Raw genomic sequence first — 18,388 nt, forward strand, 5'->3', positions numbered from 1 at the left:
AAATACCCTAGATTGAAGAAACATTAACGTTTATAAATTCCTTTTAACCTGCAATTAACAAAATGCACAATGAGGTAAGCATATTTTTGTTGCACAACCAAACTATATATGGGTAATAGACTATTACTACTTTTCATTAGTGTTCTTGTAGCATCATGTAACAACGGTGATAACAGAAAAAGTGACGAAACGTACCTTGGCGGTGAAATTGTGAACCCAAGGATGCGAACAGTCATTATCTATAAGGACGATACTGTCCTGGATACCGTTACACTTGCTGAGGACAATACCTTCTTGTACAAATTTGAAAATGCCGAAGAAGGGCTCTACACCTTCCATCACAACGAGCTGCAATGGTTTTACCTAACGCCCAGCGATAGTCTTATGCTTCGGTTGAATACATTGGAGTTTGATGAATCGCTACACTTTTCAGGAACTGGGGACAAGGAAAATAATTTTCTGATAAATATCTTTCTTGATAATGAAGAAGATTCCAAGACCCTATCCAACTTTTTTATGCTACCTCCTGATGAGTTTCAGCAAAAATTGGATTCAATTTCTAGCTTGAACCAGACAAAATTGAAAAAGTTCATTGCAATGCACAAACCCAACAAACAATTCAGGGAGGTCGCAGAGAGAATCTTGAGCTACAATAAATATATAAAAAAGGAATTTTACACCTCGGTTCTGCACAAAAGTAAAGACCGTGTCTCTGAAACCGTTTTTCCAAAAGATTTTTACAACTACCGAGAGCATATAGACCTGGATGGCACCCAACTACAGGACCACTACTCGCGAATAAGGTTTCTGGATGCCTATTTCAGCAATTTAGTGTATAGCAGTTCTCAGGATTCTGAAGTTATGGACAATAGGAGCTATACCCATATTTATAATAAAATTGAGATGATGGACAGTCTACTTTCCAACGAGTTCATCAAAGAAAGACTGGTAAAAAGAAACACGAGGCGTTATTTGCTTTCGGCAAAGGAGGTTACCAACGAGGAAAAAATGGTTGCGCTCGCCAAGAATGTCTTAAAAAGCCCTGAGAATATTGCACAAATTGAAGCCCTTGCCCAAGCGACCATGAAGCTAACGCCAGGCCAAAATGTCCCCAACGTTGCCCTGGTAAATACCGAAAATGAAACTGTTGAATTACCGGAAATCATAGACAAAAAGTCTGTATTATATTTTTGGTCACTAGAGTCTGTAAAGCACTACAAGGACATACATTCCAAGGCTGCGGAGTTATCCTCAAAATTTCCAGAGTACCGTTTTATCGGTATAAATACCGATACACATTATAAAAAGTGGCTCAAGACCGTGAAAGGCTCTGGATATTCTCTGGACAATGAGTTCCAGATAAACGATATACAAAAGGCGGAGACCAGCTTAGTGCTCAATTCGCACTTTAAAGCAGTTATTGTAGATGAGCAAGGGATAATTCTTGAGAGCAATACAAATCTCTTCAGGACCGAAATTGAGGAGCAATTGCTCGCCTACCTTAACCAATAGCCACTACTCTACTATTATTTTTTCTGAAAGTTTTGTTTCACCATTTTCAATGCTCACCATATATATGCCGTTACTGAGATGACCTACTTCAAGTTGGGTCAAAACTGAAGCATTCTTTTCTTGAAACATGGTTCTACCCGTTATATCCCGAAGAGTAATCATGCTTCCCGCAAGCACTTCAGGAAATGTTATGGTAACGGTCTCTGAAGCAGGGTTAGGAAAAATATGTATTTCTTCATTTGAAAATTCTTGGGTCCCCAATATGTTTTCGCCTTCAATATAGGTATGGTGAGTGTTAATGGCTGGGTTTTCAATATAATCTACGATCCCGCTCAACCAGTGTATTTTCACATAGTCTACGCTAGTTGCAGCACCAATCCCGAAGAATTCATACGAAGAGTTTTGTCCCAAATATCCTTCGCCAAGCATCGTGTACTGGTATTGTTTTTGGCCGTTTACCGAAATTTCTATGGTACTTCCTATTCCCTGTCTGTTACTTTCCGTGCCTTGCAGTTTTACCTTTAGCCAATTGTGGTTCTGGGTATTGGTGTTTTCCCAAACATAAATGGCATCGGGTTCGTAATTAAGGACCGTAATATCCGGTAGTCCATCATTATTTATATCGCCTATGGCATTTCCGAAGCTTTGTGCCGTATCGTCATCAAAGCCTGCGTTTGTGGGAATAGTATACATTCCCGACCCTGCGTTTTCATAAAAAGCTGAGGGCAACAGCCCCGCGTCACCATCCAACTGCCCGCTTACGTACAAGTCTAGATCTGTATCATTATCAGCATCCAAAAACACGGCTCCCCAACCAACCGACTCGAATAAAGTTCCGTTGCTTGCGGCAATATCGGTAAAAGTACCATCGCCATTGTTCTTGTAAAAAACATTCCCCTCAATAGTGTTGGTAACGTAGATATCCTGAAAACCATCATGGTCATAATCCCCAATAGTAGTGCTCATGGCATTTATGGAAACGTTGGTGCCTGTTACAGCTCCTACTTCGGTGAAGGTACCATCTCCATTGTTTTTATAGAGCAGGTTTTCTGGATCTCTATCGTTGGCGATGTAAATGTCTTGCCAGCCGTCATTATTATAATCAAAAAAGGCCGCACAGAATGAAAAGTAATTTAGGTCCGGAATTCCCGTGGTAGCGTTTACATTGGTGAAGGTACCATCGCCATTGTTCTTGTAGAGAATATTTGGCATTTCTGCGTTATCATAATGACGCGAGTTGATGAAAAGATCTAAAAAACCATCCTTGTTGTAGTCTCCCCAAGAAGCGCCAAAGGTCCTGTGATCCGTCGTGACAAGTCCTGCACTAGTGGTTATATCCGTAAACTGGAGCGAACCGTCATTTTCATATAGTTTGTTACCCTCTATGTTACTGGTTACGAATAGGTCGTAATCTGCATCGTTATCAAAATCTACCCACTGTACCGTTTTTGTTTCGTATAGGGCATCGTTTATATTGAAGGTTTCCTCAAAGAAAATCCCTCCATTATTTTTAAAGAAACGTACGGGTTGCCCCTCTTCCGAGGAAACCGTGATGTCGTCCCAACCGTCACTATTGTAGTCGAAAAAAGAAATACCTCCTCCCAAGAAACCATCGCCATAGCTCATAGTGCCGCATCCCAGGTTTGAAGCCTGTTCCAAAAAATTTATTTGACTTAATAAGGTAGTGGAAGCCACTAGCGAGAATAACAGGAGGAAAGACTTTTTCATAATAGCATTGTTGTTAAAACAATGTTAAATATACGATTTAATCTGAATTCTGAAATTATTGCCGAAAGTTTAAGCTTTTGAAGTTGAGAACAATAATAGTTTTTCTGTTTCCCCGGGGAAGACATACGTATCAATACACTGCAGACCCAACTTTTTCAATAAACCAATGGATGCAGTATTTTCTTTCACCGTAAAAGCATAAATGGTATCTATCTTCAGGACAGTCTTAGAATGATGTAGTACCTTAAAAGCAGCTTCAAAACCAAAGCCTTTTCCTGTAAAATCTGGTAAAAAAGCAAAGCCAATATCTGGATACTCCAGATTGTCCCTCTTATAGATACCACAGGTTCCTATGGGCAATTGTGTAGCTTTTTCTATCACCAGATACGACCCATACCCATTTGTAGTATAGCTGGGAATATACTTTTTAGTAATTTGTTTTTCGGCGTCGGCTACGGTTTGTATGTTTCGGTTACCGATATACCGAAGCCATCCCTCACTGTTGAAGAGTTCAAAAAAGAAAGGAGCGTCTGTCACTTCAATTTTTCGAAGTACTAGACGCTCGGTTTTAAGAGGTTGAATATTCAAATACTTAAGCTTTGAACAAAGGCAATCCCGCCATCATCCCATTTACTTTTCTGGCAACCTTTTCCAGCGTAGCTTCATCCTCAAAATTGCTGATCGCTTCGTCTATCAAATCTACTATTTGCTGCATATCAGTTTCTTTCAGTCCGCGGGTGGTCACTGCTGCAGTCCCTATGCGTATTCCGCTGGTCACAAATGGCGACTTATCATCAAAAGGCACCATATTTTTGTTTACGGTAATTTCGGCTTTGCCCAGGGCTTCCTCGGCTTGTTTGCCGGTTATGTTTTTGTTCCTTAGATCAATGAGCATCATGTGGTTATCGGTTCCGCCGCTAATTATTTTATACTCTTTTGCCACAAACGCATTGGCCATTACGGCTGCATTTTTCTTTACTTGTACCATATAGTGCAAGAACTCATCGGCCAATGCTTCGCCAAAGGCTATTGCTTTAGCCGCAATGATATGCTCCAAAGGTCCGCCTTGGTTCCCAGGAAATATGCCACTGTCCAAAAGCGAGGACATGTTGCGCAGGTTTCCATTTTTCAGTTTAATACCAAAGGGGTTCTCAAAGTCCTTCCCCATCAAGATCATTCCGCCTCGAGGGCCACGCAAGGTTTTGTGCGTGGTGGTGGTAACCACGTGACAATGTGGGATGGGATCGCTTATAATTCCTTTGGCTATGAGGCCGGCGGGATGGGCAATATCGGCCATTAAGATGGCTCCTACCTCGTTGGCAATCTCACGGAATGCTTTATAATCTATCTCCCGCGAATACGCCGAAGCCCCAGCAATAATCATTTTGGGTTGTTCCTTTTTAGCTGTTTCACGAACGTGATCCATATCTATAAAGCCCGTTTCGGCATCAACTCCATAAAAGACAGGGTTGTACAACCTACCACTAAAATTTACGGGAGAACCGTGCGTTAGGTGCCCCCCGTGTGCCAGATCGAAGCCCAAAAACGTGTCCCCAGGTTTTAGGCAGGCTGCAAAAACCGCCGTGTTTGCCTGAGAGCCACTGTGGGGCTGCACGTTTACATATTCGGCACCAAAAAGGGTCTTGGCGCGGTCTATGGCCAATTGCTCTACTTGGTCCACTACCTCACAACCTCCGTAATAACGTTTTCCGGGATAGCCTTCTGCGTACTTATTGGTTAGGACAGAGCCTGCTGCTTCCATCACTTGTTCGCTAACAAAATTTTCGGAAGCGATCAATTCCAGCCCGTTCAGTTGGCGTTGCTTCTCTGCTTCAATAAGATCGAATATCTGTTGGTCTCGTTGCATAAATAAATTTTAGTAATGACTGATTTATGATAAAAAATTTCAGTAAAAAATAATACTGAAATAGGGTATGCCGATTGAATTTTCAGCACTTCCGTTAAGGAAAACTTAAAAAACCGAATCGAAGTACCAAAAATACAAAATGCTTGTGGTTAGTTGTCCAGAAATTATATATTTGATTCAACAAAATTGCTAACAAATAAAATTCTCAACATGCCTTTAACCGCTAACGACCCAAAAAGAAAATCTTGGTTGCACGTACCCAAAAACAGCGACTTCCCCATACAGAATATCCCCTTTGGTGTATTCTTGACACGTGACGATATTATTACCATAGGAACCCGTATTGGTGAGACCGCCATAGATCTGGGCGCACTGCACCAGTTGGGCTACTTTAAAGGAATTGACCTAACCGACGATATATTTTTACAGGACACGCTGAACGATTTTATAGCCGATGGAAGAAAAACATGGCGCTTGGTTCGAAACCGAATTAGCGACCTGTTCCTGGACGGTAACGATGAGCTGAGAAAAAACAAGGATCACTGCAAGGAAGTGTTGTTCCGTTTGGACGAAATTGAAATGCAGCTGCCTGTGGACGTGGGCGATTATACCGATTTTTACGCCAGCAAAGAACACGCAACCAATGTGGGGTCACTCTTCCGCGATCCAGAGAATGCGCTTTTGCCCAACTGGCTGCACATCCCAATAGGGTACCACGGGAGAAGCTCCTCAATTGTGCCCTCGGGCACCCCAATTCGCCGTCCTATTGGCCAGACCAAACCGCGAGACGATGGCAAACCAGGCTTCGGTCCCTCAAAGTTGTTGGATTTTGAACTGGAAATGGCCTTTATCACCACAGCTACCAACGACCTTGGCAAGCGCGTAAAGATAGAGGATGCCGAAGAAAACATTTTTGGCCTTGTACTCTTTAACGATTGGAGTGCACGTGATATACAGGCTTGGGAATATGTCCCCCTTGGACCATTCTTAGGAAAAAGCTTTGCTTCTACTATTTCACCATGGATCGTTACCTTGGATGCCTTGGAGCCTTTTAGGGTAGATGGTCCCAAACAAGAGCCAACCCCACTTCCCTATTTGCGACAAAAAGGGAAAAAGAACTTCGATATACACCTGCAAGCCGCCATACAGCCCAAGGGCAGTAAAGAGACCGTCGTGGCCAACTCCAACTTTAAATATATGTACTGGTCCATGGCACAGCAACTCACCCACCACACTGTAAATGGTTGTAACGTACGCAGTGGTGATATGATGGGTAGCGGAACTATCTCCGGCCCTACCGAAGATAGCTACGGCTCTATGCTGGAACTTTCCTGGAAAGGGACAAAACCTCTACAATTAAATGACGGTAGCGAGCGTAAATTTATTAATGATGGTGATACCGTTATTATGCGTGGTTACTGCGAAAAGGATGGACTTAGACTTGGTTTTGGAGAGTGTTCGGGAAAGGTACTTCCGGCCAAGGAATAGTTTTTGGCATACCAATTGTAATTTTAACAATGGTAACCAATACTATTTCATTATGAAAAAAGCACTACTCTTACTCGCTCTTGCAGTTGCTTTTGTAAGTTGTAATAGCGTAAAACGAAACCAGAAATACCTTCTGAAAGGTAATTATGACCAAGCAATCGAGCTTGCCGTTAAAAAGATTTCCAACGATAGATATGATGAACAGATAAAAGAGCACATCATACTACTGGAAGAAGCGTATGCCAAAGCTGTATCCCAAGATAACCGAAGGATTTCTGCATTGCAAGGAAATGCCACTCCGGAAGCACTGAGAGAGCTATACTATGTTTATAAAAGGTTGGACAATCGCCAAGAGGCCATTCGTCCTTTGTTGCCATTAAAGAATGTGGAGACAGGGTATAATGCCCATTTTCCAATGGTAAACTACAACCAGCAACTTACCCAGGCCAAAGCAAATTTTGCAAATTCGCTATATACCGAAGCAAAAAATTTTATGGCCAGAAATACCATTATGGACTTTCGTGAGGCACACAGTATCTTGAGTGAGCTGAAGCAGTTGCAATCCAACTATAAAGACATAGACCGGTTATTGGACGATGCACATTTTTACGGGACCGATTTTGTGTTGGTAACATTGAACAACCGAAGCAATATGATCATCCCAAGAAGGCTGGAGCGTGAACTGCTGGATTTCAACACCTACAATTTGGATGATTTTTGGACGGTGTACCACAATGAAAGACAGCGCGACATTCAATATAACTATGGAATTGTGCTGAACTTTAGGGAAATTGCCTTTTCGCCGGAACGAATTTCAGATAAAGAATTCCGAAGAAAGAAAGAAATCAAAACAGGCTGGAAGTATAAGCTGGACAGATACGGCAACAAAATTAAAGATGAAGATGGGAAATTTATTAAAATTGATGTTTTTGAAACGGTAACAGCCCGTGTTACGCACACCTTGCAAAGCAAGTCTATCTTGGTAGGCGGAGATGTAATTTACAGGGATTTGCAAAGTGGTCGAAACATAGATTCCCACCCGCTATCCACTGAATTTATCTTTGAGAATGTCTTTGGCAAATTCCGTGGTGACGAACGTGCCTTGACCAGGGAAGATAAGCGATTGCTCAACAACGATTTTGTTCCCTTCCCAAACAATGCACAAATGTTATTGGATGCAGGAGAAGATATAAAAGGGAGGCTCAAGGAGATATTGAGCGATAATGAGCTGCGATAAGTAACTTAAGCTACAAATTGCTCCAAGTCCCCCGCCTGTATACTATGGTGCGAAGCGTGCGCTACAGTAGCGCCATTCTTCACAACAATTATTTGTGGACTTTCATGGATTACCTGGAAGCGTTGGGCCACTTCGTTAGAAACTGCTCTGTTCGCTTTTAGGTCTAGATAATAGAGCTTCATTTGGTCATCGGTAAGGGTGTACTCTTTTTCAAAATTCCGAAGTACCATCCTACTAATACCACAGCTGGTAGAGTGCTTAAAAATGGCAACAGGAGTAGTTTTGGACTGCTCCTCAATCTCGTCCACTTGTTGTATTTCAGAAAGTACATGCCATGGTACTTCAACAATTTCCTCTTTAGCAATATCTCTTTGTGTTTTCTTTAGTTTACCGAACAGTCCCATACTATTTTACTTTTCAGCAAAAATACAACTTATCCTTCCAAGAGTTTCATAAAGAAATAATAACAAGCTCAGTAACCGTCATAATGTCTGTTAAAATCAATGGTTTAACCGCCATTATGGCGTAAATTTATAGTGGTTCAGTATTTGAAATAGTGTGGCTGTACACAAGAAAATACGCAACAACTAATAAGGAAATAAGTGGCAAAAGTCACAAAACAATACTATGAATTTTAACAATTTTACTATAAAAAGTCAAGAAGCCGTACAGCAAGCACAACAGCTGGCACAAGGCTTAGGGCATCAACAAATAGAGAATGAGCACTTGATGAAGGCTATTTTTGAAGTTGATGAGAATGTGACCCCATTCATCTTAAAAAAGCTGAATGTAAACGTAGGCTTGTTGCAACAAGTACTCGACAAACAATTGGAGAGCTTACCGAAAGTTTCGGGAGGCGATATAATGCTTTCTAGGGAAGCAAATAAAACGCTCACCGAATCCAGCATTATCGCCAAAAAAATGAACGATGAGTATGTTTCCATCGAGCATTTGGTATTGGCCATTTTCAAATCAAAAAGCTCCATTGCCCAGTCGCTAAAAGATCAGGGCGTTTCAGAAAAAGGTTTAAAGAGCGCTATTGAAGATTTGCGCAAGGGAGACCGCGTGACCTCACAGAGCGCCGAGGATACGTACAACTCCCTAAACAAATATGCACGGAACCTCAACCAGTTGGCACGCGATGGCAAGCTGGATCCTGTGATTGGTCGTGACGAAGAGATTAGAAGGATATTACAAATTCTCTCACGCCGTACCAAGAACAACCCTATGTTAGTGGGTGAACCAGGTACCGGAAAAACCGCCATTGCCGAAGGTCTTGCACACCGTATTGTTGATGGGGATATACCCGAAAACCTGAAGAGCAAGGAAATATACAGCTTGGATATGGGCGCCCTTATCGCAGGCGCCAAGTACAAAGGTGAGTTCGAGGAACGCCTCAAGTCCGTTATAAAAGAAGTGACGGGCAGCGATGGTGATATCGTACTCTTTATAGATGAGATCCATACGCTAGTAGGTGCGGGTGGCGGACAAGGAGCCATGGACGCTGCAAACATCCTAAAACCAGCATTGGCAAGAGGTGAGTTACGAGCCATTGGAGCTACCACATTGGATGAATATCAAAAGTATTTTGAAAAGGATAAAGCCCTCGAGCGTCGTTTCCAGAAAGTACAGGTAAACGAACCCGATACCGAGAGCGCCATTTCTATCCTTCGTGGTATCAAGGAAAAGTATGAAACACACCACAAGGTGCGAATTAAAGATGAAGCCATTATTGCTGCAGTAGAACTCTCACAGCGCTACATCACCAATCGTTTCTTACCGGATAAGGCTATTGATTTAATGGACGAAGCAGCGAGTAAACTGCGAATGGAAATTAACTCCAAGCCTGAAGAGTTGGACGTGCTGGATAGAAAAATCATGCAGTTGGAAATTGAGATTGAGGCCATAAAACGCGAAAAGGACGAAGCAAAACTGAAAAGCCTACGAAGCGATCTTGCTAATTTGAAGGAAGAACGCAACGAGCTGAATGCGAAGTGGAAGAGCGAAAAAGAAGTGGTTGATACTATTCAGCAGTATAAAACTGAAATCGAGGATTACAAATTAGAAGCCGAACGTGCCGAACGTGACGGGGACTTTGGGAAAGTAGCCGAGATACGCTACGGGAAAATCAAGGAGGCTCAGGAACAATTGGCAAAACTTGAAAGTGAGTTGGCCGAAAACCAAAGCGAACACTCCTTGATAAAAGAGGAAGTGACCAACGAGGACATCGCCGAAGTGGTAGCTAAATGGACCGGGATTCCCGTGACCAAGATGCTACAGAGTGACCGAGAAAAGTTGCTTCGTTTGGAAAAAGAACTCCATAAGCGTGTCGTGGGACAAGAGGAGGCCATTGTAGCGGTGAGCGATGCCATTCGCCGTAGTCGTGCGGGCTTGCAGGACCAGAAAAAGCCCATAGGTAGCTTTCTATTCTTGGGAACCACGGGAGTGGGTAAAACAGAACTTGCAAAAGCACTTGCCGAATATTTGTTCGACGATGAAAACGCAATGACCCGTATCGATATGAGCGAGTACCAAGAACGCCATAGTGTGAGCCGTTTGGTAGGAGCACCCCCCGGATATGTTGGGTATGACGAAGGCGGGCAGTTAACCGAGGCGGTGCGCAGGAAGCCCTATTCGGTAGTGTTATTGGACGAGATTGAAAAGGCGCATCCAGATACCTTCAATATCTTGTTGCAGGTATTGGATGAAGGACGATTGACCGATAACAAAGGAAGAACGGCCGATTTCAAGAATGCGATCATAATCATGACCAGCAATATGGGTAGCCATATCATCCAAGAGAAATTCGAAACAGTGAAAGATCCAGATACTGCAATGGAAGCCGCTAAAGTAGAAGTGCTCGGATTGTTGAAACAATCGGTACGTCCAGAATTCTTGAACAGGATTGACGACATCATTATGTTCACCCCGCTGAACAAAACAGATATCAAGGAAATCGTGGGCTTGCAATTGAAAGGTCTTACTAAAATGTTGTCTAAACAGAACATAACCTTGGATGCTACCGAAGAAGCCATTGCATATCTTTCGGAAAAAGGATTCGATCCGCAATTTGGGGCACGCCCTGTAAAACGAGTGATACAGAAAGAAGTGCTGAACCAATTGTCCAAAGAGATCTTGTCCGGTAAAATAACTACCGATAGTATTATATTATTGGACAGTTTTAACAACGAGCTTGTTTTCAGGAACCAAGGAGACCTGGTTACAGAACAATAAAGGCGAGAGGTTGCCTACCGGGAAGTAAGATACCCCGACAAAACCTCTTTATTTGGTTGGTTAGCCACCCGTGCCTATTCAGTGCGGGTGGTTTTTTTATGCCAAAACCCAAATGATTATGTACATTCGCAAACAAGTGAAAACTTCAGTATACATACTTTTCATATTGTTTCTTGCAGTAACGATAACCAGTTGCAAAGAAACACCAAAACCCGTTGCAGATAGCCGCAAGAGCGACTATGCGCTTTACGATGCCAGTGGTGGTTTCCATAGACTCTCAACCTATAACAACAAAGAGGCCATTGTACTGTGGGTGCAGGGAAATGGTTGCCCCATCGTGAGAAACGCTCTTGAAGATTTCCATACTATAGTTACTGAATATTCCGAAAAAGGATTTCAGTTTTTTATGGTAAACAGCAACATACAGGACGATCGTGCTGAAATTGCCATGGAAGCAAAAGAATACAATTTTAAGGTCCCCGTACTGGTAGACAATGCCCAACTCATTGCTGAAGAACTGGACATTACTATTACTGCAGAAGCTATAGTCCTCCACCCAACCACAAGAAAGATTCTGTATCGAGGTCCATTGAATAACAGGCTGGATTACGAGGCCCAAAAGGAAATTGCCTCTGAAACTTATTTGAGAGATGCCCTTGACGCCATTGCAAAAGGGAAAACCCCAAAAAACAAACAAGAAGTTACACGGGGGTGTACCGTTACAAGACTCTCAAACCAACCCAATAAAAAAGATCTTACCTACACCAAGGACATAGCCCCTATCCTGGCCGAAAGTTGTGTACGCTGTCATCGCGATAACGGGATTGCGCCTTGGGCCATGGAGGACTATCAGACCGTTACAGGATGGTCTGCAATGATAAAAGAAGTATTGCTGAGTAAACGAATGCCCCCGTGGAAAGCAGACCCTACCGTGAATGAATTTAAAAATTCTTTTGCACTGGCAGATAGCAATGCCAGAAAGATAATTTCATGGATAGACGCCGGGATGCCGCCAGGAATTGGGAAGGATACCTTGCAGGGTCTTACATATAACGATGCCATTTGGCAAAGAGGAAGACCAGACAAGATAATTGCACTCAAAGAAGAAAAACTACCTGCCAATAGACTTATCCCTTACCGGTACCAAACATTCGATCTGGAATTAGAAAAGGACACCTGGCTAAAAGGAGTTGAAATAAAACCCGGAAACCCTAAGGCACTACACCACATTGTACTTACCAATAAAGCTACAAACAAACGAAACGCAATTGTGAATCGAAAAATATGGCCCTATACCGATAACTATATTGCCCTTGGTGGTGGTGTGGACCAACTAACTATGTTTCCCGAAGGTACAGGTGTATACTTACCAAAAGGAACAAGTTTAACCGTGCAAATACATTATACGCCTACGGGGAAAGAGGACTCTGATAAAACCAAGATTGGTTTTTATTATCACGACACACCGCCTAAGCAAGAGTTTTATGCCCTCTCCCCGTCCAACTCAACATTTAAAATACCTCCCCACACCAACAACGTAAAAATTGTAGCTGCAGATACTATTACAAAAGATATAAACATACATTATATAGTACCGCACATGCACTACCGGGGCAAGAGCATTAAAATGAGTATTATAGCGCCCAATGGGAAGGTAAAAGAATTAATATCAGTACCAGATTTTAGCTTTAATTGGCAATGGCTCTATCAACTTAAAGACCCCATGTTCGCACCCAAAGGTTCTATTATTCAGGTAGAAGGAATTTACGATAATACTGTACAAAACCCATTAAACCCAGATCCTTCCCAAGAGCTCCATTTTGGGATACAGAGTACCGACGAGATGCTGATAGGGTTTTTTAACTACACTTTGGCAGATCGATAGGGTTATTACAAAAAAAAGACCGCTCTCGTAAGAACGGCCTCTCCTTTTCATAGCAATTTCTATTATTTCAAGAAATTACCAGCTCGCAATCTCTTTTTCTGCTTCTTCCTTGGCTTTTCCAGTTTTCTCCTGAACTTTGCCTACCATCTCGTCATACTTTCCTTCTGAAAACTCTTCATTATCATCAAAGGTCATCCCATATTGTTGCTTGGCTTTACCTTTAATCTGTTTCCATTTTCCTTTTATTTGCTCCTTGTTCATAGTTTTTGTTTTTAGTTATTAAATTCTTTTTCAACTTTAATAATTTAAAGATACAGCCTGTGCCAACGCTATTGTATTAAAGACTTCACAAAGACTTAGGTAAAGTTGTTATTGTTTTACCAAGTTCTCTTAAAAAGTGTTATTTTTCGGTTTTAAATCTGAAAATCCATGCGTTATCTCCTATTACTTGTCACACTTATTTGTATTTCCTGTGGAAGTGACAAAAAAAACGAAACAACTCCTGAAGAGGCAAGTACTACCACCTACTACTTAATTCGCCATGCGGAAAAGGACCGTACTGCAGGAGACGATCCAGTACTTACAGCAAAAGGCAAGCAAAGAGCAGATTTTTGGGCCACCCATTTTAAGGAAATACCACTAGATGCTGTTTATAGTACAGACTATGTCCGCACCAAGCAAACCGCTGCCCCAACGGCAGAGCGCAAGAACCTTCCTGTTAAAATGTACGATCCAAAAAACCTATACAGCCCAGATTTTCAAGAAAAGACCAAGGGAAAAACAGTTTTAGTAGTAGGACATAGCAACACAACCCCCGCTTTTGTAAATTCCATTTTGGGCGAACATACATATCCACAGATAAGCGATACTGAAAATGCACTACGTTATAAAGTAGTGGTTCCTGAAGCTGGGGAAACTATTGTAACTATCGAAAAATTTGAAATGCAGTAACATTGGTTAGCTCCAATCTGGCAATTGGTTTTGGAGCTTTAAAACTAAAGATCTATGACCACCTCATCAACGCCTCTGCGCACTTTTTTAAAGTCTGCAAACATATCATCCTTTGCGCGGTAGCCTACGGCAAGGACCAATACCGAGTGTAGGTTTTTTTCTTCCAGCTGTAAAAATTCATCATATTTTTCAGGCTCAAACCCTTCAATGGGGCATGCATCAATATCTTCCAAGGCACATACTGTTAGCAAGTTACCCAAGGCTATATAGGCCTGTTTTTCCATCCACTGGTTTATCTCTGTGGCTTCTTTTTCGGCAAAACTGTCTTTTAAAAAAGTCTCAAAAGGTTTTAAAATGGCCCTGGGGGTGTTCCGGGTGGAGGCCACATTGTTAAAATAGTTTCCAATATACTTGGAAGTAAGCTTGCTTTCCACGCAAAGTACGAGCACGTGGGATGCTTCTGCCACCTGTTGTTGCTCCATCGTAAAGGGTACCAATTGTTTCTGTAACTTCTTGTTTTGGATCGAGATCATTTTTAAGGGCTGTAATCCGTAGGAAGTAGCGGTAAGATTAAATGCCTCTTTAAGTATAGCAAGCTTTTCTTCAGAAAGTGTCTGGGTAGCATCAAACTTTTTGGTAGCGTAGCGCCATTGTAGTTTTTCGAGTATGTGGGAGTTCATTTACGTATCTTTGAAATACAAAGGTACAATTCCTATTTCAGTAGAAAAGCAAGACTGTATCATAGTATTCAATACACTAATAATCCAAACCAATGTCCAATACCGAAAACAGAAAAGACCAATCTGTAACCCGAATCTTTAAAGCCGTATTTCCCAACACTACGAACCATTACGATACACTCTTTGGCGGCACAACCCTGCATATGATGGATGAGGCCGCATTTATTTGTGCCACCCGTTTTAGCCGAAAGAAAGTGGTCACGGTTTCTACGGACAAGATAAATTTTACCAAACCAATCCCCGAGGGCACGATCGTAGAGCTTATTGCCCGTGTTGACAAGGTGGGCCGTACCAGTTGTGTGGTACGGGTAGATATCTTTATGGAGGATATGTATTCTGAAACCCGTGAGAAAGTGGTCACCGGATTCTTCACCTTTGTAGCAGTAAATGATGAGAAACAACCAGTGCCCATTATATAAGCACTGGATTTCAAGCTATATCCCCTCCAAAATATTTTAAACTGAAAAAATCCAAAGCACTACCCTATCCCATCAACTTTGTCTAACTTTAGGCACAAAATTATTGAACAACTACCCATGCCCGCTTTACAATAACCCATGTACGAAAAACAATACGATACCATCATAATAGGTTCAGGAGCCGGAGGACTATCGGCTGCTATTTGTCTTGCTCGAGAAGGACAAAAGGTTTTGGTCCTGGAGCAGCACGATGTTCCGGGAGGCTGGTGCCATAGCTTTTATCTGGAGGGACACAGGTTCACCCCCGGGGTGCATTATATAGGGCTACTGGACGAAGGAGAGTCTACAAACAACCTATACAAAGGGCTGGGAATAGCCAACGATCTTGTATTTTTCAGGATGGCCGAAAACGGCTATGAGCATCTGCATATGGGGGATGACAGGTTTGACTACCCATCAAATTTTGATGATCTGGTAGCTAAGCTGTGCGAAAGGTTTCCGAAGGAAAAGAAGGGCATTGTTAAATATCTTACACTCGTAAATAAAGTAAACCACCAATTACAGTTAATCCCGAAACTAAAGACCTTTTGGGAAAAATTGTTCGCTCCCTTCCATACCAAGGAAATGGGGAAGTATGCACTTTTCAGCTTAAAGCGTGTGATAGATTGGCACTTAAAAGATGAGAAGCTCAAAAAGATACTCAATGTGCAATTTGGCGACCACGGGATGCCTCCCAGTAAGGCAAGCTTTCCGTTACACTGCGCCATTATGGGGCATTATTTCCAAGGAGGCTACTACCCTATGGGCGGTGGAGGTGCTATTATAAAAGCAAAAACCAATCTTATAAAAAAGTACGGCGGTACTGTTCAAACCCGTGCCAGGGTGCAGCGTATCCTTACAAAAGGAGATGCCAAGAAAACTGCTATAGGTGTAGAACTTTCCAATGGCGAGAAAATACACGCAAAGCGAATTATCTCCAATGCAGATCCCGAGACAACCTACAGAAAACTGGTTGGCGAAGAAAATTTGAGCAAAAAACTCATAAAAAAGCTGGACAAGACAAAGTATTCCTGTACCTCGTTAATGCTCTTCCTAACAGTAGATATGGACGTAGCCAAAGCAGGGCTGGATTCAGGGAACATCTGGTTTATGGCAGATGAGGGCCTAGACGAAATCTACAACGATTTACAGAGAATCGATATTGAAAACGGCCCCTACTTTAAAGGGATGTTCGTAAGCTGTACCTCCCTGAAAGACCCTGTGAGTTTTGATGGAAAACACCACACTATAGAGGCCATAACCTACATAAACTACGATGCATTCAAAAAATTTGAGCACGAAGGAGCAGAAAGATCGCAGGAATATCTTTCTTTTAAAGAAAAACTTAGCAAGAAAATGCTGGCTACCCTTGAAAAAATAGTCCCCAGCATAAGCAACCATATCGTGAACAAAGAGCTTGGCACCCCAATAACCAATGAATATTACGTAAACACAACAAACGGGAGTGTCTACGGGACCGAAAAGAGCCTTAAACAAATAGGCCCTTTCGCTTATAAACCCAAAAGTGAGATTGAGAACCTCTACCTCTGCGGCGCAAGTATTGTATCCCACGGCATTGCCGGCGCCAGTTATTCTGGTGTACAGACCGCAGGAGTGATTCTAGGCAAACACCAGGACGAACTCCTACAACCAGACCCAGCCCAGACTCTTCGTATATACAATGCCGAGGATACGGCATCTTTCCCAGAATGGATGCAAAGGAAACAAGAAGTAAGGAAAGCACGATTAAAAGCCAATGACAAAAGGAAAAACCTAGAGGTATAGGTTTTTATTAAATGGATTGGGTGTTTTATTCTTATAAATAAAAGCTCTAGGCAGAGAAAGAGGAGTTACATTTCCCTACAATTTCCCCTCATGAGAATAAAACGCGATCTCGCTATCATAATCTCTACTTTTAGTGATACTGAATTAGTCACCCTTTAAAAAATCATCATAGAGGTTTCAGTACTAGTTACCATTTTTTTTTTAGATAAATAGGTAAACTTGAGCCGTTAATAAATACAATCACCTCAAAATACCCAAAAATATGAGCCGAATAGCATTCTTAATCGGCTCATAATATAAAATCGAGCTTTTAAAGATAGGATTAACGCCGTTGATCCCTCAATCAAATGCTGGTGACAATAAAGCTCGCTATCGCTATCGCGATCTCTGGCTTCTGATTTTTGTCCACTTACAAATACTTGCAGCATTTGATGTTTCAAAAAAACAAAAGCTCGATACATTAGCAGTAAATAGGACAAACAATTTTGAGGACATTGTTAGTAGTACAGTAATTACTGGCACAGGAAGCAGAATAAATAACAATCCTTCCCTATTAAAAAGAGCAAAAAGAAAAGCTATTACCAACGCCTTAGTTTTAGCTATGATTGATGTTGCAAACGAAAACGGTGAGATTGAATATATCAAACCCTATTGGAATACATACTACTGTCAAACTTCTTTAACAAGTACTGAAGGACTATATTATTGCAATTGGTGTAAAAACAGATGGTGCGCTACTTGTTGTGGTATAAGAAAGGCTCACATTCTAAATAAGTACTACCCTATTATTTCAACTTGGAAAGAACCTCATCTTCTCACTCTTACATTAAAGGCAGTTAAAGCTAAAGAACTTGATAGTAGAATTAATCAAATTACGAAGTTCTTCAAAAGAATCAATGACCGTTGTAAGAAAAGACACCAAAGAGGTAAAGGCATGAAAATAATGGGAGTAAAATCATTAGAATGCAATTTCAATGCGACAAAGCAGACTTACAATCCGCGTTATCATATTATTACACCCAATAGACAAACTGCTTTATACTTAAAACAAGAATGGAAAAAAGAATGTAACAAATATTCATTTCAAGCAGGTGAGAAAGGGCAAGATTTAAGACGAGTGAATAATACTGAAAGAGACTTGGTTGAGGTGATTAAATACGGAGCTAAAATATTAAGCAACCCCGACCCTACCCACAAAAGAAAACGTAAAAAAGGTGATATGACAGGTTTACACATTTATGCTAACGCATTACACACTATATACAAAGCATTTGATAGGCATCATTTATTTAGCAGTTTTGGCTTTAAGCTGCCAGAAGTTGTTGAGCACGAATCTACAGAAAGAATAGTTAAAGAGTTTGAAAAGTGGCAATACAGCCCCAAGTTAATGGATTGGGTGAACAATGACACAGGCAAACTCTTATCAGAATATGAAATAGACGGTTATTTAGAATAGATTTTGAAAACTTGTATCGATAAAGAACTTTGCTAATTACTTTTTCT

General features: G+C 41.6%; 15 protein-coding genes. 9 read left to right on the forward strand and 6 right to left on the reverse strand.

The genetic code is table 11. The features are described 5' to 3' along the window. Positions 1-108 precede the first annotated feature (108 nt). The gene (locus C8D94_RS10285; protein ID WP_115123858.1) at positions 109-1,512 is read left to right on the forward strand and encodes a hypothetical protein; all 1,404 of its coding nucleotides are present in this window, start codon (positions 109-111) and stop codon (positions 1,510-1,512) included. A gap of 3 nt (positions 1,513-1,515) precedes the next feature. On the opposite strand, the gene C8D94_RS10290 is transcribed toward C8D94_RS10285, so the two are convergent. The 3 genes from C8D94_RS10290 to glyA all read right to left on the reverse strand — a co-directional run bounded on the left by C8D94_RS10290 (position 1,516) and on the right by glyA (position 5,107). Continuing rightward, the gene (locus C8D94_RS10290) at positions 1,516-3,240 is read right to left on the reverse strand and encodes an FG-GAP-like repeat-containing protein (protein WP_115123859.1); all 1,725 of its coding nucleotides are present in this window, start codon (positions 3,238-3,240) and stop codon (positions 1,516-1,518) included. A gap of 69 nt (positions 3,241-3,309) precedes the next feature. Then, complete coding sequence (locus C8D94_RS10295) at positions 3,310-3,828, reverse strand: GNAT family N-acetyltransferase (protein ID WP_245946268.1); 519 nt, start codon at positions 3,826-3,828, stop codon at positions 3,310-3,312. A gap of 4 nt (positions 3,829-3,832) precedes the next feature. Then, entirely contained in the window at positions 3,833-5,107 is a 1,275-nt protein-coding gene (gene glyA / locus C8D94_RS10300; protein ID WP_115123860.1) for a serine hydroxymethyltransferase, read from the reverse strand. Between the two features lie 210 nt (positions 5,108-5,317). Here glyA and fahA point away from each other — a divergent pair, with 210 nt between their 5' ends. Then, positions 5,318-6,595, forward strand: coding sequence for a fumarylacetoacetase (gene fahA, locus C8D94_RS10305; protein ID WP_115123861.1), 1,278 nt, complete (start codon positions 5,318-5,320; stop codon positions 6,593-6,595). A gap of 52 nt (positions 6,596-6,647) precedes the next feature. Beyond that, positions 6,648-7,832, forward strand: coding sequence for a hypothetical protein (locus C8D94_RS10310; RefSeq protein ID WP_115123862.1), 1,185 nt, complete (start codon positions 6,648-6,650; stop codon positions 7,830-7,832). A gap of 5 nt (positions 7,833-7,837) precedes the next feature. Here C8D94_RS10310 and ytxJ read toward each other — a convergent pair whose 3' ends face one another. Continuing rightward, positions 7,838-8,236 (reverse strand): bacillithiol system redox-active protein YtxJ, encoded by a 399-nt coding sequence (gene ytxJ / locus C8D94_RS10315; RefSeq protein ID WP_115123863.1) that lies wholly within the window; start codon positions 8,234-8,236, stop codon positions 7,838-7,840. Positions 8,237-8,459: 223 nt separating this feature from the next. Between ytxJ and clpB the strand changes: the two genes are divergently transcribed. After that, complete coding sequence (gene clpB / locus C8D94_RS10320) at positions 8,460-11,066, forward strand: ATP-dependent chaperone ClpB (RefSeq protein WP_115123864.1); 2,607 nt, start codon at positions 8,460-8,462, stop codon at positions 11,064-11,066. 136 nt (positions 11,067-11,202) lie between these two features. Further along, positions 11,203-12,951, forward strand: a complete 1,749-nt coding sequence (locus C8D94_RS10325) for a redoxin domain-containing protein (RefSeq protein ID WP_170134758.1) — start codon at positions 11,203-11,205, stop codon at positions 12,949-12,951. Positions 12,952-13,026: 75 nt separating this feature from the next. Here C8D94_RS10325 and C8D94_RS10330 read toward each other — a convergent pair whose 3' ends face one another. Next, positions 13,027-13,212 (reverse strand): CsbD family protein, encoded by a 186-nt coding sequence (locus tag C8D94_RS10330; RefSeq protein ID WP_115123866.1) that lies wholly within the window; start codon positions 13,210-13,212, stop codon positions 13,027-13,029. A gap of 168 nt (positions 13,213-13,380) precedes the next feature. Between C8D94_RS10330 and C8D94_RS10335 the strand changes: the two genes are divergently transcribed. Continuing rightward, the gene (locus tag C8D94_RS10335; protein WP_115123867.1) at positions 13,381-13,902 is read left to right on the forward strand and encodes a SixA phosphatase family protein; all 522 of its coding nucleotides are present in this window, start codon (positions 13,381-13,383) and stop codon (positions 13,900-13,902) included. A 44-nt stretch (positions 13,903-13,946) separates the two neighbouring features. On the opposite strand, the gene C8D94_RS10340 is transcribed toward C8D94_RS10335, so the two are convergent. Next, positions 13,947-14,582, reverse strand: coding sequence for an NAD(P)H-dependent oxidoreductase (locus tag C8D94_RS10340; RefSeq protein WP_115123868.1), 636 nt, complete (start codon positions 14,580-14,582; stop codon positions 13,947-13,949). 92 nt (positions 14,583-14,674) lie between these two features. Here C8D94_RS10340 and C8D94_RS10345 point away from each other — a divergent pair, with 92 nt between their 5' ends. The 3 genes from C8D94_RS10345 (at position 14,675) to C8D94_RS10355 (ending at position 18,341) form a co-directional block, all read left to right on the forward strand. Then, positions 14,675-15,061 (forward strand): acyl-CoA thioesterase, encoded by a 387-nt coding sequence (locus tag C8D94_RS10345; protein ID WP_115123869.1) that lies wholly within the window; start codon positions 14,675-14,677, stop codon positions 15,059-15,061. Positions 15,062-15,199: 138 nt separating this feature from the next. Continuing rightward, positions 15,200-16,885 (forward strand): phytoene desaturase family protein, encoded by a 1,686-nt coding sequence (locus C8D94_RS10350; RefSeq protein WP_115123870.1) that lies wholly within the window; start codon positions 15,200-15,202, stop codon positions 16,883-16,885. 331 nt (positions 16,886-17,216) lie between these two features. After that, positions 17,217-18,341: a protein rep gene (locus C8D94_RS10355; RefSeq protein WP_115123871.1), complete on the forward strand. Its 1,125-nt coding sequence runs from the start codon at positions 17,217-17,219 to the stop codon at positions 18,339-18,341. Positions 18,342-18,388: the final 47 nt, after the last annotated feature.

Origin of the sequence: Marinirhabdus gelatinilytica (assembly GCF_003353425.1) — a bacterium.
Taxonomy (GTDB): domain Bacteria; phylum Bacteroidota; class Bacteroidia; order Flavobacteriales; family Flavobacteriaceae; genus Marinirhabdus; species Marinirhabdus gelatinilytica.